We start from the raw sequence: 21,080 nt of genomic DNA, 5'->3' as shown, positions 1-21,080 counted from the left end.
GAGCACAAACGCAAACGCCCCGAACAAGTCGGGGCGTTTGCTGGAACCACCATCAGTGTGTTTTCACACAGCCTGTCGCAGCGGGTTTTTTGTGTGCTGGCCGCAGTGGATGCCACTACGCAAGCCCCCTCCCACATTTTGTGATCGGCGTCAGCCCGCGACGACGCGGTTCTTGCCCAGGCGCTTGGCCTCGTACATGGCGGTATCGGCGCGGGCGAACAGGCTGTCCAGGGTTGCATCGTCCTCGGTCAGGCTGGCCAGGCCCTGGCTGATGGTCACGCTGAACGCCCGGCCTTCGTAGCTGAAGCTCAGCGCCTGAATCTCCTTGCCCAGGCGTTCGGCCACCTGCAGCGCCATCTCGGGCGCGCAACCGGGCAGTACCGCCGCAAATTCCTCGCCACCAATACGCCCGAACAAATCGCCACGGCGCAACACCCCTCGACCGCTCTCGGCGATACGTCGCAGCACCTGGTCGCCTTCCAGATGGCCGTAGCTGTCGTTGATGTCCTTGAAGTCATCGATGTCCAGCAGCAGGAAGGCCAGCGGCGCGCCCTGGGCGCAGGCGGTGTCGAACGCCTGGTTGGCGCATTCGAAGAAATGCCGGCGGTTGCTGCTCTGGGTCAGCACGTCGGTGGTGGCCAGGCGCTGCAGCTCCAGCTCCAGCTGCTTCTTTTCGGTGATGTCTTCGGCCATGCCCACCACGACCACCGGTTCGCCGGGCTCGGCCTGCTGATTGATGTAGCACTTGTCGCTCAGCCAACGGATCTGCCCATCGGCGGTGATGATGCGATATTCGCGGTCCTCCACGGCACCTTGTTCCAGCACGCGGGCCAGGCTGTGCTCGGCGTAGTCGAGGTCTTCGGGGTGAATGCTGTTGCGCCATTCTCGATGGTCGGCGAGCAGCAGGCCGGCGGCGCGTCCGAATACCCGCTCGTAGGCCGGGCTTACGTACAGCACGCGGCGCGTCTCCCAATCGATGGCCCACAGCACCGCGTTGACGCTGACCAGCAGCGTACTGAGCAGCTGTTCACGCTCACTCAACCGCTCGACTTCCCCTTGGGCGTGCATCAACGCCAGCAAGGTTTCGGCCGCAGCCGGACGCGTATGCTCCGCGACGGGTGGGTCTGGCGAGTAGGGTTTTTCGTGAACCATCGGCACAACTCTCTCTGGGCGCGCCGCAGGATGTAGCAGCGGTCACTAAAAGGGGCCACCATGATGGCGAAGTGTTCATTGAGAGAGGGTAATTGCAGTGAAGTTCCGTCAACAGGCGCGATTGGCGCTGCCCGAGAAATGACGTCAAAAAGCTGGAGAGTGGGAGGACAGGCCCTCCCACTGCACTGTCAGACCGCTGCAGGGCGCAGCGAATAGGTCTTCAGTTGATGAGCAAAATCGCGCAGCGACTGGATGCCGCTGGCCTCGGCCTCGTGCACCCATTCCTTGATGGCGGCAAGCATATCGTGGCCATTGGAGCTGGTCTTGAGCCAGATCTGCTGCAGCGCCAGACGCTTTTCATAAATCACCTTCAAGGCCTGGCTGTGCTCCAGCATGCCTTGGATACGCAGGTGATGGCGGTCATCCAACAGGCTGGTTTCGCGTGACAACAGGCGCTTGGCGCGGTGGAACTGGTGACGCACCGAGTGATCGACCTTTTCCAGCTCCTGCTTGACCAGCGGGCCGATCACCAACTTGCGGTACTGGGCCATGATCTGGAAGCGGTTGTTGAGGATCGCCATGGCGGTGTCCATGTCCAGGTGGCCCTTGCCCTCCACACGGTGGGCGATGGGCGCCACGCGCTGCACCTTGGCCAGGCGCAAAAAGCTGAACAGCTTGATCCACGCCCAACCCAGGTCGAATTCCCACTTCTTCACCGACAGCTTGGCCGAGTTGGGGTAGGTGTGGTGGTTGTTGTGCAGCTCTTCGCCGCCGACGATGATGCCCCACGGAACCAGGTTGGTCGCCGCATCGCGGCACTCGAAGTTGCGGTAGCCCACGGCATGGCCCAGGCCGTTGATGACGCCGGCGGCCCAGAACGGGATCCACATCATCTGGATGGCCCAGATGGTGATACCGATGGTGCCGAACAGCAGCAGGTCGATCACGCCCATGATCGCCACGCCCAGCAACGGGTAAGGGGTGTAGATTTTGCGTTCGATCCAGTCGTCCGGGCAGTTCTTGCCGTAAATGCGCAACGTCTCGGGGTTTTCCGCTTCGGCGCGGTACAGTTCGGCGCCTTTGCGCAAGACAGTGGATAGCCCTTTGATTACCGGGCTGTGCGGGTCATCGACGGTTTCGCATTTGGCATGGTGCTTGCGGTGGATGGCGGTCCACTCGCGGGTGTTCTGCGCCGTGGTCAACCACAGCCAGAAGCGGAAGAAGTGTTTCAGGCCGGCATTGAGCTCCAGGGAGCGATGGGCTGAATAGCGATGCAGATAAACCGTGACCCCAACGATGGTCACGTGGGTCATCAACAGAGTGACTGCCACCAGTTGCCAGGCTGACAAGTCAAGAAAACCGTTGTACCACATAGGCTGTATGGCCCTCAGATAAAGAAAAGAACAGCTCACGCATTATCACTAAGCCTACACAGAAAACCAGCCGCTCTTTCAGATAGGAGTGACTGGATGTTTCTTATTCTATAATCCGCAGCCCTTGTAGGGGGATTCTGTTTTCTTGGTAAGGATTGCTGAGCCTATGCCGTTTTCATACCGAAGAGCCCTGGGGACGGGGCTGGTATACCTGCTGGTTTCGATAGCCTGGATCGGGCTCACAGAACACGCATTGATCGAGTTTCTCGATGATCCGAGCAAGCTCAACCTCTGGTTGCAGGTGCGCGGCTATGTATGGGTAACGTTCAGCGCTGTGCTGATCTACCTGATGGGCGCTCGTTTTGCGCAGGGCCATCCGCTGCCGCAGTCCCATCACGACAACCGTGAACGTCTGCGCCAGGCCGCCGCCGTGTTCGACTGCACCCGCGAAGGGGTGTTGGTCACCGATGCCCAGGGCCTGATCGTGCATGTGAACCGGGCTTTTATGGAAATCACCGGCTACCAGCGCGAAGACGTCATGGGCCGGCAGCCCAGCCTGTTCAAATCCGGGCGCCATTCGTCGAGTTTCTATCAACAGATGTTCCAGACGCTGGAGCGCATCGGCGAATGGAGCGGTGAAATCTGGAACCGACGCAAAAGCGGCGAGATTTATCCACAGTGGCAAACCATCCGGGTCATCCATGACGATCATGGCAAGGTCAGCCAATACGTGGCGGTGTTTTCCGACATCAGCGCCATCAAGGACTCCGAACACGAACTGGCCCACCTGGCCCATCATGACCCACTGACCGACCTGCCTAACCGGCTGCTGTTCACCGACCGTGCCGAACAGGCGCTGGCCTCGGCGCAACTGCATAAACGCGGCTGCGCCTTGCTGTTGCTGGACCTGGACCACTTCAAGATCATCAACGACAGCCTCGGGCATAACGTCGGCGACCAGTTGCTCAAGCTGGCGGGCGAGCGCCTCAAGGGCCTGCTCGGGCCCGGCGTGACCCTGGCGCGCCTGGGCGGCGATGAGTTCGCGGTGATCGCGGAAAGTTGTCCACAGGTGGTGCAGGCGGCCGCGTTGGCGCAGCGCATGCTGGATGTGATGAAGCAACCGTTCATCTTCGACGGTCACCAGCTGTTTGTCAGCGCCAGCATCGGCATCAGCCTGTTCCCCAGCGATGCGCTGAGCGCCGAACAGTTGCTGCGCAACGCCGACTCGGCGTTGTTCAAGGCCAAAAGTGTGGGGCGCGAAGGCTACGCGTTGTACACCGAAGAACTCACCGCCCATGCCCAGAACCGCGTGGAGATCGCCAGCGAGCTGCGCCGCGCCCTCGTCCAACACGAGCTGCGCGTTTACTACCAGCCGGTCTACGCACTGCACAGCGGCCGCCTGATCGGCGTCGAGGCCCTGGTGCGCTGGCAGCACCCGGAACGCGGCCTGGTGCCACCGGCCGAGTTCATCCCCATCGCCGAGCGCACCGGGTTGATTGCCGATATCGACGCCTGGGTGATGGACCAGGCCTGCCGCCAGATGTGCCAATGGCTGGCCGCCGGTGTGCCGCTGAGCTTTATCGCGGTGAATGTGTCCAGCCGCTTGTTTGCCCGGCGTGAACTGTACGGGCAAGTGGCCCAGGTACTGCGCGATACGGGCCTGGACCCGGCTTTCCTGGAGCTGGAAGTCACCGAAAGCGCGGTAATGGACGACCCCGAAGTGGCGCTGGAGCAATTGCACCATCTGCGCGAGCTGGGCCTGCGCCTGGCTATCGACGATTTTGGCACCGGGTATTCCTCGCTGCTGCGGCTCAAGCGCCTGCCGGTACAGAAACTCAAGATCGACCAGGGTTTTGTCGCCGGCTTGCCATGGGACGAAGACGATGTCGCCATTGTGCGTGTGGTGATCGCGTTGGCGAAAAGCATGGGCATGCAGGTACATGCCGAGGGCATCGAGCAGGTCGAGCAGGCGCGGTTTTTGTTGGAACAGGATTGCGATATGGGGCAGGGGTATTGGTTTGGCCGGCCGGTGCCGGCGAATGAAATTGACTGGGACCGCGCTCCCGCTATCCAGCCTTGAAATGCAGTCAAAATGTGGGAGGGGCAGTGCGACGATTCGACTTGCTCCCGATAGCGGTGAGTCAGCTGATTGATCAGCCAACTGAAACCCCTCGCAACCCCACGTCGCGCCAGAAAATTCTTTCTGGTTATATAAACATTCTTAAATAGTATTTTTAAGAATATCCGCGCTTATCTACTATCGCTCTCACGCCGCAAGCAGTGCCGCCACTGCCAGGCACTATTCATTTCAGGAGCGAGACCATGAGCGCATCTCTACGTAGCGTCGACGGCCAGGACGAAGCAGCCATTTTGCGTGAGATTCAGAGCGCCCTGCGCGATCTGCGGTTTGGCGCGGTGGAAATCACTGTGCATAACGCTCAAGTGGTACAGATCGAACGCAAGGAAAAATTCCGTTTGCAGAACCCCGGTAACAAACCGAGCTAAGCAGCAACGGCGATTCGCAAGACCCGCAACTATAAGAAAAAGCCAACACCCCAGCATTCTAGGAGCTTCTATGTCGTCGATTCGCCGTTATGCCCTGGCCGCACTGGCCAGTGCCGTGTTTGCCGGTTCCGCCGTTGCCAAGGACTACGAGCTGCTCAACGTCTCGTACGACCCTACCCGTGAGCTGTACCAGGACTACAACGCTGAGTTCACCAGCTACTGGAAACAGTCCCACCCAGGCGACAACGTCAAGATCCAGCAATCCCATGGCGGTTCGGGCAAGCAAGGCCGGGCGGTGATCGACGGCCTGCGCGCCGACGTCGTGACCCTGGCCCTGGCCGGCGACATCGACGAAATCGCCAAACTGGGCAAGACCTTGCCCGAGAACTGGCAGACCCGCCTGCCGGATGCGAGCACCCCGTACACCTCGACCATCGTGTTCCTGGTGCGCAAGGGCAACCCTAAAGGCATCAAGGACTGGGGTGACCTGATCAAGAAAGACGTGTCGGTGATCACGCCGAACCCGAAAACCTCCGGCGGTGCGCGCTGGAACTTCCTCGCCGCCTGGGCCTACGGCCTCAAGAGCGGCGGCAGCGAAGCCAAGGCCCAGGAATACGTGAAAGAGCTGTTCAAGCACGTGCCGATCCTCGACACCGGCGCGCGCGGTTCGACCATCACTTTCGTCAACAACGGTCAGGGTGACGTGTTGCTGGCCTGGGAAAACGAAGCGTTCCTGGCGCTCAAGGAAGACGGCGGCGCCGACAAGTTCGACATCGTCGTGCCGTCCCTGTCGATCCTCGCCGAGCCGCCCGTGGCGGTGGTCGACAAGAACGCCGAGAAAAAGGGCAACGCCGAGATCGCCACCGAATACCTCAAGCACCTGTACAGCCCGGCTGGCCAGGAGATTGCGGCAAAGAACTTCTACCGCCCACGCGATGCAAAAGTGGCCGCCAAATACGCCCAGCAGTTCCCGAAACTGGACCTGGTGACTATCGACAAAGACTTCGGCGGCTGGAAAACTGCCCAACCGAAATTCTTTAACGACGGTGGCGTATTCGACCAGATCTACACGGCGCAGTAAACAACACCGCTACTGTGTGCTCGGCTTGTTGTGGCGAGGGAGCTTGCTCCCGCTGGAGTGCGAAGCGCTCCCAAAACCGGTATCTGCGGTGTATCTGATGCCACTGGGTCGCCTGGTTTTGGGGCTGCTTCGCAGCCCAGCGGGAGCAAGCTCCCTCGCCACAGTCAGTCACCGTTCCCGCTAACCAAGGACTCTTATGTCGCGTCGTATTTCCCCCGTCATACCCGGCTTCGGGCTGACGCTGGGCTACACCGTGGTGTACCTCAGCCTGATCGTACTCATCCCGCTGGCGGCGATGTTTGTACACGCCGCTCAACTCACCTGGGATCAGTTCTGGGCCATCATCTGCGCGCCGCGGGTGGTGGCGGCGTTGAAACTGAGCTTCAGCACCGCGTTGTACGCCGCGTTGATCAACGGCGTGATCGGCACCCTGCTGGCCTGGGTGCTGGTGCGCTACACCTTCCCCGGCCGCAAGATCATCGACGCGATGATCGATCTGCCGTTCGCCTTGCCTACCGCCGTGGCCGGTATCGCGCTCACCGCGCTGTACACGCCGACCGGCCTGGTCGGGCAGTTCGCCGCCGACCTGGGCTTCAAGATCGCGTATTCGCCGCTGGGCATCACCCTGGCGCTGACCTTCGTGACCCTGCCGTTCGTGGTGCGCACGGTGCAGCCGGTACTCGCCGATATCCCCCGGGAAATCGAAGAAGCCGCCGCCTGCCTGGGCGCCAAGCCGTTGCAGGTGTTCCGCTACATCCTCGTGCCGGCGCTGTTGCCGGCCTGGCTGACTGGCTTTGCCCTGGCGTTTGCGCGTGGCGTGGGAGAGTACGGTTCGGTGATTTTCATCGCCGGCAACATGCCGATGAAAACCGAGATCCTGCCACTGCTGATCATGGTCAAGCTCGACCAATACGACTACCGCGGCGCCACCTCCATTGGTGTGTTGATGCTGGTGGTTTCTTTTGTCTTGCTGCTGCTGATCAACTTGTTGCAGCGGCGCATCGAACGTCCATAAGGAGGCGCGGAACATGTCCCAATCGTCTATTTCCGCCGCGTCCTCGGCCAATGCCGCCCGGCGTGGCAGTGCCACCTCGCGACGCATCCTGATCGGCCTTGGCTGGCTGGTGTTCTTCCTGTTCCTGTTGCTGCCGCTGTTTATCGTGGTGTCCCAGGGCTTGAAGAACGGCCTCGGCGCGTTCTTCACCGCAATCCTGGAGCCCGACGCGCTGTCGGCGTTGAAACTCACGGTGATCGCCGTGTTGATTTCGGTACCGCTCAACCTGGTGTTCGGCGTCAGCGCCGCGTGGTGCGTGAGCAAGTACTCGTTCCGTGGCAAAAGCATCCTGGTGACGCTGATCGACCTGCCGTTTTCGGTCTCTCCGGTGATCGCGGGCCTGGTGTATGTGCTGATGTTCGGTGCCCAGGGCTTGTTCGGGCCGTGGCTGCAAGAGCACGACATCCAGATCGTGTTCGCCCTGCCGGGCATTGTGCTCGCCACCATCTTCGTCACCGTGCCGTTCGTGGCCCGTGAACTGATCCCGCTGATGCAGGAGCAGGGCACCCAGGAAGAAGAGGCGGCGCGCCTGCTGGGCGCCAATGGCTGGCAGATGTTCTGGCATGTGACCGTGCCTAACATCAAGTGGGGCCTGATCTACGGCGTGGTGCTGTGTACCGCGCGGGCCATGGGTGAGTTCGGCGCGGTGTCGGTGGTGTCCGGCCACATACGCGGCGTGACCAACACCTTGCCGCTGCACGTCGAGATTCTCTACAACGAATACAACCACGTTGCCGCGTTTGCGGTGGCCAGCCTGTTGCTGATCCTGGCGCTCTTCATCCTGCTGCTCAAGCAGTGGAGCGAGAACCGTATCAACCGCCTGCGCAACAGCGCCGGTGAGGAATAAGTCATGTCGATCGAAGTCCGTAATGTCAGCAAGAACTTCAACGCCTTCAAGGCCCTGAACAGCATCAATCTGGACATCCAGAGTGGCGAGCTGGTGGCGTTGCTCGGGCCCTCAGGCTGCGGCAAGACCACCTTGCTGCGCATCATCGCAGGCCTGGAAACCCCGGATGACGGCAGCATCGTGTTCCACGGTGAAGACGTCTCCGGCCACGATGTGCGCGATCGCAACGTCGGGTTTGTGTTCCAGCACTACGCGCTGTTCCGCCACATGACCGTGTTCGACAACGTCGCGTTCGGCCTGCGCATGAAGCCGAAAAACCAGCGTCCGACTGAAAGCCAGATCGCAACCAAGGTGCATGAACTGCTGAACATGGTGCAGCTCGATTGGTTGTCCGACCGCTACCCGGAACAACTCTCCGGGGGCCAGCGCCAACGGATCGCCCTGGCTCGCGCCCTGGCGGTGGAGCCGAAAGTGCTGCTGCTGGACGAGCCCTTCGGCGCCCTTGACGCCAAGGTGCGCAAGGAGCTGCGTCGCTGGCTGGCGCGCCTGCACGAAGACATCAACCTGACCTCGGTATTCGTGACCCACGACCAGGAAGAGGCCATGGAAGTCGCCGACCGTATCGTGGTGATGAATAAGGGCGTGATCGAGCAGATCGGGTCACCGGGTGACGTCTACGAAAACCCGGCCAGTGATTTTGTGTACCACTTCCTCGGCGACTCCAACCGCCTGCACCTGGGCGAGGACAAGCATGTGCTGTTCCGTCCTCACGAAGTGTCGCTGTCGCGTCATGAGCTGGAGGATCACCATGCCGCCGAGGTGCGCGATATTCGCCCGCTGGGCGCGACGACGCGGGTGACGCTCAAGGTCGAAGGTCAGCCCGAGCTGATCGAGGCTGAAGTGGTGAAGGACCATGACAGCCTGACCGGCCTGGCGCGTGGCGAGACCCTGTTCTTCAAACCCAAGGTCTGGCAAAAAGCCTGAACACACCGCAATACCCAATGTGAAAATGGGGGCCAATGTGGGAGGGAGCAAGCCCCCTCCCACATTTAGACCTCTCTAGGCTTCAGATCGCGTCGAACCACCGGCCCCGAACGCTCTTCGATCTGCTGCTTCAAGCCCTGCCGCAACCCCAGCAAAAACGCCACCTCCGCCACCACAAACAACGGCCCCACAATCAACCCCGACACATCATCCACAAACGCGGGCTTCTTGCCTTCGTAGTAATGGCCGACAAACTGGATCACCCAGCCCACCACGAACATCCCCACGCCACTGCTCAGCCATACCAGGGTGCTCTGCGCCGCCAGTACATGCCCGGCCCATACCGACAAGCCCATCAGTACCGTCATCAGCACGCCCAGGGCCGGTTCCAGGCGCAGGTAAAACCACGCCGACAACAACGCCACGATCACTGCCGGTGAAATCCACACGCCTCCCACTGCCCATTCCGGGCGCGACAGCAGGACGGCCACGGCGACCACAATCAACGGGATGCCAATAAAGTGGCTGGCGATATTGCGTGGATCGCGGTGGTAGGCGGCGTATTGACTGAGGTGGTCGACGAGGCTTTTCATTGTTGTTCCTCCTGTAGGATGTTTGATCATGCCCTGTCAGCCAGCGCCTGACTGTCAGCTGGGCGACAATCTTCGGAGTTCTCATGGACGCAGAGCAATGGTATGCCCGGTTGGCCAACGGCCACTGGTTCAGCCACCTGCCGGTCGAGCTACAGCATCGTTTGCTGGCGGCCGCACGGCTGCGCGCGCTGACGGCGGGGCAGTATCTGTTCAAGCGCGGCGACCCGCCGTGTGGGCTGTATGCGGTGCTGGAAGGCGCGGTGCGCATCAGCGCGGTGAACGCGCAGGGCAAGGAGGCGGTGTTGAGCCTGGTGGAAACGCCTTACTGGTTCGGCGAAATCTGCCTGTTCGACAACCTGCCGCGCACCCACGATGCCCAGGCCTCGGGGCCGTGCACGCTGTTGCAGGTGCCGCAGGCAGCCATGCTCGACATCCTCGAAACCCATCCGGCGTATTGGCGCGACGTGGCCCTGTTGATGAGCCACAAACTGCGCCTGTCGTTGATCAATATCGAGCAGATGAGCCTGATGCCCGCGTCGGCGCGCCTGGCCCATCGGTTGCTGATGATCGCCCAGGGCTACGGCGAAATAGACCAGGCGCGTCGCACGTTGCAACTGCCCCAGGAGGACTTGGCGGCGATGCTGGGCCTGTCGCGCCAGACCGCCAACAGCCTGCTCAAGGCGTTGGAACAACAGGGCATCATCGGCCTGAGTTACGGCGCGATTGAGATACTTGACCTCAAGCGTCTGCGGCAGGCCGCGGGCCTATGAACCGCGATACGTGGAGAACCCATAAGGGCTGAGCAACAGCGGAATGTGGTAATGCTGGTCGGCCTGTTTCACCTGGAAGATCACCGGCACTTCGGGGAAGAACGTTTCACGGTTGGCCTTTTTGTAGTAGTCGCCGGTCTTGAACACCACGCGGTACTCACCCGGTTGCAGGGTTTGGTTGGCTGGGAACAGTTCGGCGATGCGTCCCTGCTCGTTGGTGACGCCTTTGGCGAGTGGCTGCCATTTATCGCCTACCTGTTGCTCCAGGGTAACGCCGACACCGGCGCTCGGCAGGCCATTTTCCAGGTTGAGCACATGCACGCTCAGGGGGTTGCCGGCGGCCAGGGCCAGGTTGCACAGGCCGCTGAGGCTGAGGGCGGCGAGGGTCATGCTGAGGGTTTTCATCGACAGGTCCTTTCCAGAGGGGAATCAGAGAGAAGTTTTCAGGCCCAACTGCTCGGCGGCCTGGGTGGCGCAGGCGTCGTCCTGCGCGGCGCCGCCGGCACCGGCGATCCCCAGCGCGCCGACCAGCTCGGCGTCGGCAAACAGCGGTACGCCGCCACCGAGCAACAGCAACTCGGGCAAGCTGTTAAGGTTGGCGGCCTCGGGGTTGTTGCGCGCACGTTCGGCAAACAGCCGCGTCGCGGTTTTGCTCGACAGCGCGGTGTAGGCTTTGCGCTGGCTGGCGAGGCTGTTATGCGGGCCGACGCCATCGGCGCGCAGGCTCAGCAACAAGTTGCCGCCGCGGTCCAACACGGTCAGCGCGGCACTGCAGTGGGCAAGGCCGGCATCGGCCAGTTGGCGGGCCGTGCGCAGATCCAGGTCGGCATGGCGGGGCAATTGCGGTGTGGCCTGTGCGGCGGTGCACAAGGCGAGACTCAAGAACAAGGCAGGGCGAGACATGGTGAAGGCTCCATACGGCAGGCCGTCACGGTAGTCAGTGAACGTGGTCAGAAACCGCACAATTTGATGACAGGTTTGTAATCGAACCCAGAGGTAAGGCATGCAGGTGTTGTTAGTGGAAGACCAGCCGCAATTGGCGCAGCTCATGGCCCAAGGCTTGAGCGAGGCCGGTTTCGGCGTGGAAGTCGCGGCCAACGGCATGGCGGCGCAGCGCTTTGTGGAAAGCACCGCGTACGACCTGGTGATCCTGGACGTGATGCTGCCGGGCTTGAACGCCTGGAAGTTGCAGCAGGCGATTCGGCACAAGGGCGACACGCCAGTGCTGTTCCTGACCACGCCGGGCGGGATCGAGGATCGCCTGCGCGGGTTGGAGTTGCATGAGGATGATTACCTGCTCAAGCCGTTCGAGGCCAAGGCGTTGGTGGCGCGGGTGAGGAAGTTGTTGCGGCGCGATCGCGGGCGCTGATGGATTCGGAATTTGCAGTGCCTGTACCCTCGCTATCGGGAGCAAGCCCCCCCACATCGGCCTACCGCAACCCATCCCGAAACTGCCCCGGTGTCATCCCCGTCCACCGCTTGAACGCCCGATTAAAGCTGCTGGTATCAGCAAACCCCAACAGATGGCTGATCTCGGCCAATGAGCACTGCGGGTCGCGCAAGTGCAGCAGCGCCAGGTTCTGCCGGCATTCATTGAGCAGCGCATCGAACCGGCATCCCTCATCCGCCAGGTGCCGCTGCAAGCTGCGCAGACTCAAGTGCAGCGCCTGGGCAATCCGTTCGGCGCTCGGCTCGCCTTCGGGCAGTTGCGCTTCGATCGCCGCGCGCACCTTGCGCTCCCAGGTCAGCGGTTGCAGCTGGGCGAGGGTGCGCTTGAGCACGGTTTCGTTGTGCTCGGCCAGCTCCGGGTTGGCGTCGTCCAGGTGGCTGTCGAAGTCCTGGGCCGCGAACTCCAGGCGGTCCTCATCGGCGCCAAAAAATACCGGCGCGCGGAACACCGTGTGCCAGGGTTTGGGATCGGCCGGTTCCGGGCGCCGCAAGTGCACGGCCAAGGGCGCGTAATCCCGGCCCAGGCGGTTGCGGCAGGTGCGCACATAGATCGCTGCAAACGCATCGATGGCTTCCAAGGCCGGCGCCGGGCTGCCTTCGGGTTGCAGCAGGCGAAAACGATAGCGTTCGCCGTCGCGAATAAGCTCCAGCGTCAGCGCATCACTGACCACCTGGTGATAACGCACGATGCGCTCGAACACTTCCCGCAGGCTGCCGCTGGCCACCAGCGCATACCCCAGCGCATGAAACGTCGTCGGGCTGACAAACCGTGACACGCGCAACCCAATCGCCGGATCGCCACTGGCCTGCACGGCCAGCGCCCACAAACGCGTGGTCGCCGACAGTGGATAGCGTGCATTGGGGTCGTCCATCTGCTGCGGGTCGAGCCCGGCCTGGGCGCACAGTGCGGCGCTGTCGAGGCCCAGAGCGTCGAGCTGCTTGCGCAGGGCACGGGTCCAACTGGCGAGGGACGTGGGTTCGGTCATGGCGATTGGCGCTTGCGGTCAACAGGTTGGCGTGTGGGGCTAGCGTCCTGCCGCGTGACCTGAGGCAGGATGTAACCCTTCATTGAACAAGAGGATGGGAGCATGGACGGTACTTCTGCAAGTCCCCAGCAGATGAACGCGCAACAGCGTTCGGCGCATATCCGCGAAGTGGTGCTCGCCGAAGGTGCGCGCCTGCGCCAGCAACACCCCTGGTTGCTGCATCAGGACGCTCTGGGCGCGGGCATCCTGGCGTTCGCCTTGCTGGGTATGCTGGGCTCGGCGGCGCTCTATATCACCGGTCACATGGCTTGGTGGGCCTGCCTGCTGCTCAATGCGTTCCTCGCCTCACTGACCCACGAGCTGGAACACGACCTGATCCACAGCATGTACTTTCGCAAGCAGCGCCTGCCGCACAACCTGATGATGGGCCTGGTGTGGCTGGCGCGGCCGAGCACCATCAACCCGTGGATCCGCCGCCATTTGCACCTCAACCATCACAAAGTCTCCGGCACCGAAACCGATATGGAGGAACGTGCGATCACCAACGGCGAACCCTGGGGGTTTGCGCGCTTGCTGATGGTGGGCGATAACGTGATGTCGGCGTTTATCCGCATGCTGCGCGCCAGGACCTGGAGCCACAAACTCAAGATTCTCAAACGCTCGCTGCTGGTCTACGCACCGCTGGCGCTGCTGCATTGGGGCGCGTGGTACGTGTTTCTCGGCTTCCACGTCGCCAATGGCATCGCCAGCCTGCTGGGCGCGCCAATCGCTTGGTCCGCCGGCACCTTGCAGATGATGCAGATGATCGACATCGCCGCCGTGGTGATCATCGGCCCCAACGTGCTGCGCACCTTTTGCCTGCACTTTGTCAGCTCCAACATGCACTACTACGGCGATGTGGAACTGGGCAATGTGATCCAGCAAACCCAAGTGCTCAACCCTTGGTGGCTGTGGCCGCTGCAGGCGTTCTGCTTCAACTTCGGCAGCACCCACGGGATTCATCATTTTGTGGTGAAGGAGCCGTTCTACATTCGCCAGATGACGACCAGGGTGGCGCATAAGGTCATGGCCGAGATGGGCGTGCGCTTCAATGACTTCGGGACGTTTGCACGGGCCAATCGGTTCGGTTTTCCACCGCCCGCAAGCTCTCGATCAGCGCCTTCGCCGCTGGCGACAAGCGACCCCCAGCGCGGCTGATCACGCCGCAGCGGTTGTTCAAACTGTCGAGTGTATGGGGCAGGTTGCGCCAGTGCAGCGCCTTGAGTTCGCCGCTGGCCAATGAGTCGACAAAGGCTTCTTCGGCCCCCAGGCCAATGGTGTCGGACTGGCGCACGATGCTCGCCAGTGCGGTGAACTGTTCCAGCTCGATAGCGGGCGCAAAGTCGATACGCCCGCTGAGGTTGGCGAGCAATTTACGAATGCCTGGCGCGATCAATGGCGTGGCCAACGGGTAGTCGAACAGGTCATTGGTGGACAGGCTGTCCTTGGCCAGCAGCGGATGACCCGCGCGGCAGAAAAACACACTGCGCCGAGGCATGAGTGTTTGGGTACGAAAATTCGGATCGGCCTCGAAGTGGCGCACGTCGGCGATAAAAAACTCGATCTCTTCACGATTGAGGCTGTGCCCGAGCCTCTCCCAGTTATCCACCTGCAACGCACTGCGTACCTTGGGATAGGCCGTGATAAATCGCGCCATGGCCTGTGGAACCAGATTGACCGCCGCCACCGCGTCGCTGCCGAAGCGCACTTCACCGGCGTCGAGCTTGGTCATGCATGTGACCTCATGGCTGAGCCGGGCGGCGCCTTGCACCAGGCTCAAGGCATGTCGCAACACCACCTCGCCTTCTGGCGTGGGGCGCAGATCCTTGTGGGCGCGGTCGACCAGCACGCAGCCGAATTCCTGTTCCAGCCCCTGAATACTGCGGCTGAACGCCGGTTGAGTAATACCCATGGCGTCGGCGGCGCGCACAAAGCTGCGGTGCTCATTCAGCGCGATGAAGTAGCGCAGTTGGCGAAGATCCATGGCATGCCGGCGTCCTTGGGAAGAATAGGGATTTTAGGGGTCTGGCTTATTCCGTCAACGAAGCTCTATTAATTTAAGTAGACCTAAAATGCATATCTATAGAGCAGGTGCGCTGCGATAGGTAGCCGGGCTGAACACCCGCGTCACCACCAGCATCGCCAGCGCGGTCACCGTCAGCACCACCCAGGCGCTGGTGAAGTGGCCGGTGAGTTCGCGCAGCCAGCCGGTCATCCATGGCGAAACCGCGTTGATCAGAAAGCCCACGCCCTGCACGAAGGCCGCCAGTTGCCCGGCTTGGCGAGGGTCGCGGTGATGGTCTAGGGTCAGCAGCAGGCTCAGGGCAAAACAGGCACCCAGGCCGAAGCCGCACAAGGCCACCCACAGGTGGGGAAATTGCAGCGGCGCCAGCAGCAGGCCGAGGTAGCCGATGGTCTGGGCCAGCAGGCTGATACCGAGCAACGGCCGACGGTCGATGCCGCGTTGCGCCAGCACGGGCATCAAGAGCGCGGCGATCACTTGGAAGATCGTCATGAAGGCCAGTAACGAGCCACTGGGCAACACGTCCCAACCCAATTGCTGATAGTAGGCCGGCAGCCACGCCACCAGGCTCATGTAGCCGCAGTTCACCAGCCCGAAATACACCGCCAGCAGCCACGCGCGCCGATTGCGCAGGCCTTTGAACGCGGGCACCACCTGTGGATTCCTCGCCGCGCCCAGCGGCAGCCAGGCCCACAACAACAAGGCGCCCAGCGCCGGCAACAGCCACACGCCCAACCCCGCCTGCCATTGCTGGAAATGCGTGGCCACCAGCGGGCTGAGCAGCGCTGCCAGCCCGCCGCCGGCCATCAGTGAGGCCGAGTACACACCCATCGCCACCGGCACGCGATGACGGAATTCGCGCTTGATCATCGCTGGCACCAAGGCCTGGATCAGCGCCACACCGGCGCCACCGAGCAAGGCCGTAACCAGCAATGCCGAGCCCTGGCCCATCCACCAACGCGCCAGGCAAGCCAGCAGAATCAGCATCAAGCCCAGGGCGATACCGCGTCGTTCACCCAACCGCGCTTCCACGCGCACGCCTACCAGCGCCACCAGGCCCATGCACACCACCGGCAGGCTGGTGAGCAGGGCGCTGCTCTGGAAGCTCAGGCCGGTGGCCTGGCGGATCTCGCCGAGCAACGGGCTGATGGAACTCAGGATCGGCCGCAGGTTCAGGCCCAGCACCACCAGCAGGCCCCAGCCGGCGAAGGATTTATTGAGGGTCATGCAGCGCCTTTGCACATCGGTAAAAGAGGCGTGAGTATGGCCAGCGCCCCCGGTATTCTGAAATTAAATATAACCATGCCAACCAGTGGCAACGAGAATGATCATGTTCGATCCCGTATTGCTGCGCAGCTTCGTCGCCGTGGTGGATTGCGGCAACTTCACCCGCGCCGCCGAGCGCCTGCACTTGACCCAGTCCACCGTGAGCCAGCAGATCCGCCGCCTGGAAGACGCAGTGGCGTGCCAGTTGCTGGACCGCGATCAACGGCGCGTCGTCGCCACCGCCGAGGGCGAGCGCTTGCTGGCTTACGCGCGACGCATTCTGGCGCTGCACGAAGAGGCCGCCGATGTGTTGATCAACCAGCAAAGTGACGGTGTGCTGCGCCTGGGCGTGCCGGAAGACTTTGCGGCGCAGCGACTGATGCCGTTGCTGTCGGCGTTTGTGCTGGCGTATCCACGGGTGCGCCTGGAGGTCACCAGCGGCCTGGGGCCCGAGTTGCAGCGCCAGTACCGCAATGGTGAATTCGACGTGTTGCTGGTCAAGCAGATGGGCAGCAGCGATGACTGCCTGGCGTCGTGGCCCGAGCCGTTGTGCTGGGTAGACAGCCGCAGCACGCCGTGCCTGGGGCGCGATCCTTTGCCGTTGGTGGCATTCCCCGTGGGCGGCCTGTACCGCAATGAAATGCTGCACCACCTGGAAGTGAGCGGCTGGCGCTGGCGTATCGGCTATTCCAGCGCAAGCCTGGCCAGCGTGTGTTCGGCGGTGGCGGCGGGGTTGGGTGTGAGTCTATTGCCGCTGAGGGTGGTGCAGGCCGGACATGTAATAGTCGGCGCAGAGAGCGGTTTGCCCGTGGTGCAGGGCGTGCGCCTGGCGTTGTATGCACGCGGCGGTCTGAGCGCGGCGGGGCAGTGTTTACAGGCTGAACTGTTCGATTTGTGCGCAAACAGCCCCGTTGAGCCATGCCTCTACTGAATATTTTGAATGCCTGAAATGCATTGAAAAACGCCGCCTTTACGCCAGGCCGCGCAGGTCGTGGCTTCGCCGTGTGCATGGCTTTTATTTATTCGATTTTTGTCTATGTATAACTTTAAAGATTACTTTAAGAGATAAGTGTGCGGCGTCGATGATTCAGCCCTGGACGGCCTTCCACGCAGGCCCGTCGGTTTTTGTTTCAAACACCGTAGGGAGTGAATCAATGGGCAATGTCCAGACCGCCGCCGGTGCACACGAGGCGCCATGGCGCCAGGCACCGGGTGGCGAGTTGGTCGACCTTGGCCGGCCGCACCGCGCGCCGTTGGGGCAACTGCGTTTGCAGCGAACTCCCAAGCGCTTTTCGAGTCGGCGCGAAGGCGTTCTGTTGGGGTTACTGGTGTTGGCCCTGCACGGTGCGGTGATTTATTGGGTGAGCCAGAAGCCCACCCCCGTGCTGCCGATTGTGCCGCCGGAAATTCCACCGATGACCATCGAATTCTCCAGGCCCGCGCCACCTGTGGTGGAACCGCTACCGCACGTGCCGCCGCCACCGCCTGTGGTCGAGCCACCGCCAACGGTTGTGGATGAAGTGGCCGCCAAGCCGGCGCCGAAAAAAATACCGAAACCCAAGCCGGTGCCTAAACCCGTGCCCAAGCCGGTCGCCAAACCGGTGGAGCAGCCACCTGCGCCGCCATCGCCTGCGCCACCTGCTCCCGCGCCCGCCGCACCGCCTGCGCCGGCCCCGGTAACGCCTGCTTCGGCCAACGCCGCCTACTTGAAGAACCCGGCGCCCGAATACCCCTCACTGGCCCAGCGCCGGGGTTGGGAGGGCACGGTGGTGTTGCGGGTACAGGTGCTGGCCAGCGGTAAGCCGGGCGAGATCCAGATCCAGAGAAGCAGCGGCCGCCAGCAACTCGACGACGCCGCCCTGGCCGCCGTGAAGCGTTGGAGCTTTGTGCCGGCCAAGCAGGGCGATGTGGCCCAGAACGGCTGGGTCAGCGTACCGATCGATTTCAAGATTCACTAACTATTGCGCTGCGGGGTGTTGCACGCGCCGCGACTTGCACAGAGGGAAAACATCATGGCATTGGCATCTCCACTTGAATCCATCGAAAGCACGGTGATCTGGCTGCTGGTGGTCTTTTCGGTCGTTACCTGGGGCCTGGCGCTGCTCAAGGGCGTGCAGTTCGGTCGCCTCAAGGCCCAGGATCGCAAGTTCCACAGACAGTTCTGGGCGGCATCGAGCCTTGACTCCGCGGCCGAACTGGCCGAGACCCAACCCGGCGCCGCCGCCCGCGTGGCGCAGGCCGGTTACGCGGCGATCCAGGTGGGCGATGCGCCCCACGCTGCCGACCTGAGCCAGGCGATCAACCACCAGGACCGCCTCGAGCGTGCCCTGCGCCAGCAAATCGTGCGCGAGCGTCGTTCACTGGAAACCGGCCTGGCCGTGGTCGCCAGCATCGGCAGCACCTCGCCGTTTATCGGTCTGTTCGGCACGGTGTGGGGGATCATGGAGGCGCTCAAGGGCATCAGCGCCGCCGGGTCCGCCAGCCTGGAAACCGTGGCCGGGCCGATTGGCGCGGCGCTGGTCGCCACGGGCGTGGGGATCGCGGTCGCGGTACCGGCAGTGCTGGTTTACAACTACTTCCTGCGTCGCTTGAAGCTGACGGCCGCGGACCTTGACGACTTTGCCCACGATTTCTACAGCCTCGCGCAGAAAAACTCGTTCCGCGTGCTGCTGCATCCCACGCTGAACAAAGCCGGCGCCGGCAACCCGCAAAAAGTGAAGGAGGCGTCCTGAAATGGCCTTCTCCACGCAAGACAGTGATGAGGTACTGAGCGAGATCAACGTCACGCCCCTGGTGGACGTGATGCTGGTGCTGTTGGTGGTGTTTATCGTCACCGCGCCGCTGCTGACCAACGCCATCCCGATCAGCCTGCCCAAGACCGAAGCCGTGGCGCCGGTGGAGCAGAAGGACCCGCTGGTGGTAAGCATCGACGGCGCCGGCAAGCTGTTTATCAACAAGGACGAAATCCAGCCCGGCCTGCTGGAATTCAACCTGCAGGCGGCCAAGGCCAAGGACCCCGATGTACGGGTGCAACTGCAGGCCGACAACGGTGTGAATTACGGCGAAGTGGCGCGAGCCATGGCGTCTATCGAGCGCGCGGGCATCACCAAGTTGTCGGTGATTACGGCACGGTAGCGCTCAGTTGTGAGTTTTGGGCTGCAAGCTGCGAGTAAAAGCCGATTTGCTTCGTGCTTGTAGCGTGCAGCTAATAGTTAAGCTGTTTTTCAGGCCGTCTCCTTGGCAGGGTGCGGCCTTTTTTTTGCTTCTGACTTGCCGCTTGCCGCTGAAAACTTGAAGCTTCTTTTTGGTTATTAATAAATAGCTTCTTATTCCTTAACGAACATAATCCTCCTCCCTATACTGATCAACAACGTTAAACGCTGCAGGAGGGCACACCCATGCACAGCGAGTCGATTCGTTACCTGATCGTGCCGGGCTGGCAAGGATCGCCAGAAGATCATTGGCAAACCCATTGGCAGAACAGCCTGCCCAACAGTGCGCGCGTGGAGCAGGCCGATTGGCTGACGCCGCGCCGCGAAGATTGGGTGGCGGCGCTGGCCGAGGCCATCGCCGCCGACAGCACGCCGGTCATCCTGATCGCCCACAGCCTGGGTTGCATCACCGTGGCACATTGGGCGGCCACCGCGCCGGCGCACGTGCTGCGCCAGGTGCGCGGCGCCCTGTTGGTGGCGCCGGCGGATGTCGAACGGCCAGCCTGCTCGCCTGCCTTGCGCAACTTCGCCCCCATCCCGACCGACCTGCTGCCGTTTCCCAGCCAGGTGGTCAGCTCCGACAACGACAGTGCCGTCAGCACCCCGCGTGCGCTGGAACTGGCGCGTAACTGGGGCGCCGAAGCCGGCATCCTTTCCGGCGCCGGGCATATCAATGTGAAGTCCGGTCATCAGCGCTGGGAGCAGGGGTTCGCCTACCTCTATCGTCTGCAACACCGCCTTGAGCATCACGCCCGGCGTAGTGCGTAACCTTCTTTCAACGCCCCGTCCCTGAGTGGATTGGGGCGGGAGCCTGCCATGAGTCTGCATGAAACCTTCGGCCAGCCACTGCTGACCTTTCCCGACGCCGAAAAAAGCCCTTTGAGCATCCGCGCCAAGGCGCTGGTGTTCGTCGATCCCCGCTCCCGCCAGTTGCGCGAAGACCTCGAAAGCCTTGCACCCCGCGCCTTGCCCGTGTTGATTCGTGGCGAGACCGGCAGCGGTAAGGAATTGCTGGCGCGGCATATCCACCGTGGCAGTGACCGTACCGGTTTGTTTGTCTCGGTCAATTGCGGCGCGATCAGCCCTACGTATGCCGATGCCGAGTTGTTCGGCTATGCCGCCGGTAGCCACAGTGGCACGGCCAGCAGCCGCGCCGGATGGTTCGGTTCGGCCAATGGCGGCACGCTTTACCTGGACGAAATCGGCGACTTGCCGCTGCCGATCCAGGTCAAGTTGCTCGCCGCGCTGGAAAATCACGAAGTCACCCGCGTTGGCGCCCATCAACCCAGCCCGGTGGACGTGCGCCTGGTGGCGGCCACCAGCATCGACCTGGCCCAGGCGGTGGCGGCGGGCAAATTCAATGAGCGCCTGTTCCATTACTTGAGTGAAGGGCAACTGGATCTGCCGGCGCTGCGCGAGCGGGTCGGCGATATTCTGTCGCTGGCCGAGTATTTCCTCGGCATCTACAGCCAGCGCCTGGACCTGCCGGTGCCGCTGATCAGCGACGATGCCCAGCGTGTACTGGAGCGTCACAGTTGGCCGGGCAATACCCGTGAACTGGAAAACGTCATTCACTTTGCCTTGCTGGTGAGCAGTGGCGACGAGATTTTGCCCGAACATTTGAACCTGCCGGTGGCCGGTTCGCCGTTGGAGCAGGTGCAGCGCCTCTTTAACACTGCCAGCCCTGCGGAGCAGGAAAGCCTGCGCAAATTCCTACATGAGCAAATTGGAATATCAACGTGAATA

The 21,080-nt window shown here is 62.2% G+C and carries 23 protein-coding genes; 15 read left to right on the top strand and 8 right to left on the bottom strand.

Going from position 1 to position 21,080, the window contains the following annotated elements; all coding sequences use genetic code 11:
• Positions 1 to 150: 150 nt before the first annotated feature.
• Positions 151 to 1,152 (bottom strand): GGDEF domain-containing protein, encoded by a 1,002-nt coding sequence (locus tag V6M90_RS24370; RefSeq protein ID WP_332847261.1) that lies wholly within the window; start codon positions 1,150 to 1,152, stop codon positions 151 to 153.
• A 188-nt stretch (positions 1,153 to 1,340) separates the two neighbouring features.
• Positions 1,341 to 2,525: a delta-9 fatty acid desaturase DesA gene (gene desA / locus V6M90_RS24365; RefSeq protein ID WP_042944020.1), complete on the bottom strand. Its 1,185-nt coding sequence runs from the start codon at positions 2,523 to 2,525 to the stop codon at positions 1,341 to 1,343.
• Positions 2,526 to 2,691: 166 nt separating this feature from the next.
• Here desA and dibA point away from each other — a divergent pair, with 166 nt between their 5' ends.
• From dibA to V6M90_RS24335, 6 genes are all read left to right on the top strand, one after another.
• Positions 2,692 to 4,605 (top strand): phosphodiesterase DibA, encoded by a 1,914-nt coding sequence (dibA, locus tag V6M90_RS24360; protein WP_141064657.1) that lies wholly within the window; start codon positions 2,692 to 2,694, stop codon positions 4,603 to 4,605.
• Between the two features lie 242 nt (positions 4,606 to 4,847).
• Positions 4,848 to 5,030, top strand: coding sequence for a sulfur starvation response protein OscA (gene oscA, locus V6M90_RS24355; RefSeq protein ID WP_003170956.1), 183 nt, complete (start codon positions 4,848 to 4,850; stop codon positions 5,028 to 5,030).
• 70 nt (positions 5,031 to 5,100) lie between these two features.
• A complete protein-coding gene (locus tag V6M90_RS24350; protein WP_332847260.1) occupies positions 5,101 to 6,111 on the top strand; it encodes a sulfate ABC transporter substrate-binding protein in 1,011 nt (336 codons plus the stop codon).
• A gap of 196 nt (positions 6,112 to 6,307) precedes the next feature.
• Positions 6,308 to 7,126 carry a sulfate ABC transporter permease subunit CysT gene (cysT, locus tag V6M90_RS24345; protein WP_003170961.1) on the top strand — a complete coding sequence of 273 codons (819 nt, stop codon included), beginning with the start codon at positions 6,308 to 6,310 and terminating at the stop codon, positions 7,124 to 7,126.
• A gap of 13 nt (positions 7,127 to 7,139) precedes the next feature.
• Positions 7,140 to 8,012 carry a sulfate ABC transporter permease subunit CysW gene (gene cysW, locus V6M90_RS24340; protein ID WP_078822850.1) on the top strand — a complete coding sequence of 291 codons (873 nt, stop codon included), beginning with the start codon at positions 7,140 to 7,142 and terminating at the stop codon, positions 8,010 to 8,012.
• Between the two features lie 3 nt (positions 8,013 to 8,015).
• Positions 8,016 to 8,996, top strand: coding sequence for a sulfate/molybdate ABC transporter ATP-binding protein (locus V6M90_RS24335; protein ID WP_003170963.1), 981 nt, complete (start codon positions 8,016 to 8,018; stop codon positions 8,994 to 8,996).
• 65 nt (positions 8,997 to 9,061) lie between these two features.
• Here V6M90_RS24335 and V6M90_RS24330 read toward each other — a convergent pair whose 3' ends face one another.
• Positions 9,062 to 9,589, bottom strand: coding sequence for an Mpo1 family 2-hydroxy fatty acid dioxygenase (locus V6M90_RS24330; RefSeq protein WP_003170964.1), 528 nt, complete (start codon positions 9,587 to 9,589; stop codon positions 9,062 to 9,064).
• A gap of 83 nt (positions 9,590 to 9,672) precedes the next feature.
• Here V6M90_RS24330 and V6M90_RS24325 point away from each other — a divergent pair, with 83 nt between their 5' ends.
• Entirely contained in the window at positions 9,673 to 10,359 is a 687-nt protein-coding gene (locus V6M90_RS24325) for a Crp/Fnr family transcriptional regulator (protein ID WP_003170965.1), read from the top strand.
• Here the strand turns inward: V6M90_RS24325 and uraH are convergent.
• Entirely contained in the window at positions 10,354 to 10,764 is a 411-nt protein-coding gene (uraH, locus tag V6M90_RS24320; RefSeq protein WP_003170966.1) for a hydroxyisourate hydrolase, read from the bottom strand. The two genes, V6M90_RS24325 and uraH, sit on opposite strands and share 6 nt — an antisense overlap.
• A 24-nt stretch (positions 10,765 to 10,788) precedes the next feature.
• A complete protein-coding gene (locus V6M90_RS24315; protein WP_003170967.1) occupies positions 10,789 to 11,262 on the bottom strand; it encodes a GlcG/HbpS family heme-binding protein in 474 nt (157 codons plus the stop codon).
• Between the two features lie 100 nt (positions 11,263 to 11,362).
• On the opposite strand from V6M90_RS24315, the gene V6M90_RS24310 reads away from it, so the two are divergent.
• Positions 11,363 to 11,728, top strand: coding sequence for a response regulator transcription factor (locus V6M90_RS24310; protein WP_003170968.1), 366 nt, complete (start codon positions 11,363 to 11,365; stop codon positions 11,726 to 11,728).
• A gap of 61 nt (positions 11,729 to 11,789) precedes the next feature.
• On the opposite strand, the gene V6M90_RS24305 is transcribed toward V6M90_RS24310, so the two are convergent.
• The gene (locus V6M90_RS24305; RefSeq protein ID WP_332847259.1) at positions 11,790 to 12,794 is read right to left on the bottom strand and encodes an AraC family transcriptional regulator; all 1,005 of its coding nucleotides are present in this window, start codon (positions 12,792 to 12,794) and stop codon (positions 11,790 to 11,792) included.
• A 102-nt stretch (positions 12,795 to 12,896) separates the two neighbouring features.
• Between V6M90_RS24305 and V6M90_RS24300 the strand changes: the two genes are divergently transcribed.
• On the top strand, positions 12,897 to 13,991 hold the full coding sequence (locus V6M90_RS24300) for a fatty acid desaturase (RefSeq protein WP_332847258.1): 1,095 nt from the start codon (positions 12,897 to 12,899) through the stop codon (positions 13,989 to 13,991).
• Here the strand turns inward: V6M90_RS24300 and V6M90_RS24295 are convergent.
• Positions 13,882 to 14,817 carry a LysR family transcriptional regulator gene (locus V6M90_RS24295; protein WP_332847257.1) on the bottom strand — a complete coding sequence of 312 codons (936 nt, stop codon included), beginning with the start codon at positions 14,815 to 14,817 and terminating at the stop codon, positions 13,882 to 13,884. The two genes, V6M90_RS24300 and V6M90_RS24295, sit on opposite strands and share 110 nt — an antisense overlap.
• A 96-nt stretch (positions 14,818 to 14,913) precedes the next feature.
• Positions 14,914 to 16,083, bottom strand: coding sequence for a CynX/NimT family MFS transporter (locus tag V6M90_RS24290; RefSeq protein ID WP_332847256.1), 1,170 nt, complete (start codon positions 16,081 to 16,083; stop codon positions 14,914 to 14,916).
• A gap of 103 nt (positions 16,084 to 16,186) precedes the next feature.
• On the opposite strand from V6M90_RS24290, the gene V6M90_RS24285 reads away from it, so the two are divergent.
• The 6 genes from V6M90_RS24285 to V6M90_RS24260 all read left to right on the top strand — a co-directional run bounded on the left by V6M90_RS24285 (position 16,187) and on the right by V6M90_RS24260 (position 21,077).
• A complete protein-coding gene (locus tag V6M90_RS24285) occupies positions 16,187 to 17,053 on the top strand; it encodes a LysR family transcriptional regulator (protein ID WP_003170974.1) in 867 nt (288 codons plus the stop codon).
• Between the two features lie 223 nt (positions 17,054 to 17,276).
• Positions 17,277 to 18,080: an energy transducer TonB gene (locus tag V6M90_RS24280; protein ID WP_003170975.1), complete on the top strand. Its 804-nt coding sequence runs from the start codon at positions 17,277 to 17,279 to the stop codon at positions 18,078 to 18,080.
• 54 nt (positions 18,081 to 18,134) lie between these two features.
• On the top strand, positions 18,135 to 18,854 hold the full coding sequence (locus tag V6M90_RS24275; RefSeq protein WP_003170976.1) for a MotA/TolQ/ExbB proton channel family protein: 720 nt from the start codon (positions 18,135 to 18,137) through the stop codon (positions 18,852 to 18,854).
• Between the two features lies 1 nt (position 18,855).
• A complete protein-coding gene (locus V6M90_RS24270) occupies positions 18,856 to 19,257 on the top strand; it encodes an ExbD/TolR family protein (protein ID WP_141064647.1) in 402 nt (133 codons plus the stop codon).
• Positions 19,258 to 19,520: 263 nt separating this feature from the next.
• Complete coding sequence (locus V6M90_RS24265; RefSeq protein ID WP_141064646.1) at positions 19,521 to 20,102, top strand: alpha/beta hydrolase; 582 nt, start codon at positions 19,521 to 19,523, stop codon at positions 20,100 to 20,102.
• Between the two features lie 48 nt (positions 20,103 to 20,150).
• On the top strand, positions 20,151 to 21,077 hold the full coding sequence (locus V6M90_RS24260) for a sigma 54-interacting transcriptional regulator (RefSeq protein ID WP_332847255.1): 927 nt from the start codon (positions 20,151 to 20,153) through the stop codon (positions 21,075 to 21,077).
• Positions 21,078 to 21,080: the final 3 nt, after the last annotated feature.

This window comes from Pseudomonas lactucae (assembly GCF_036688725.1).
GTDB lineage: Bacteria > Pseudomonadota > Gammaproteobacteria > Pseudomonadales > Pseudomonadaceae > Aquipseudomonas > Aquipseudomonas lactucae.
Note: the sequence above shows the minus strand (reverse complement) of the source record. Positions and strands in the feature narration are given on the sequence as shown.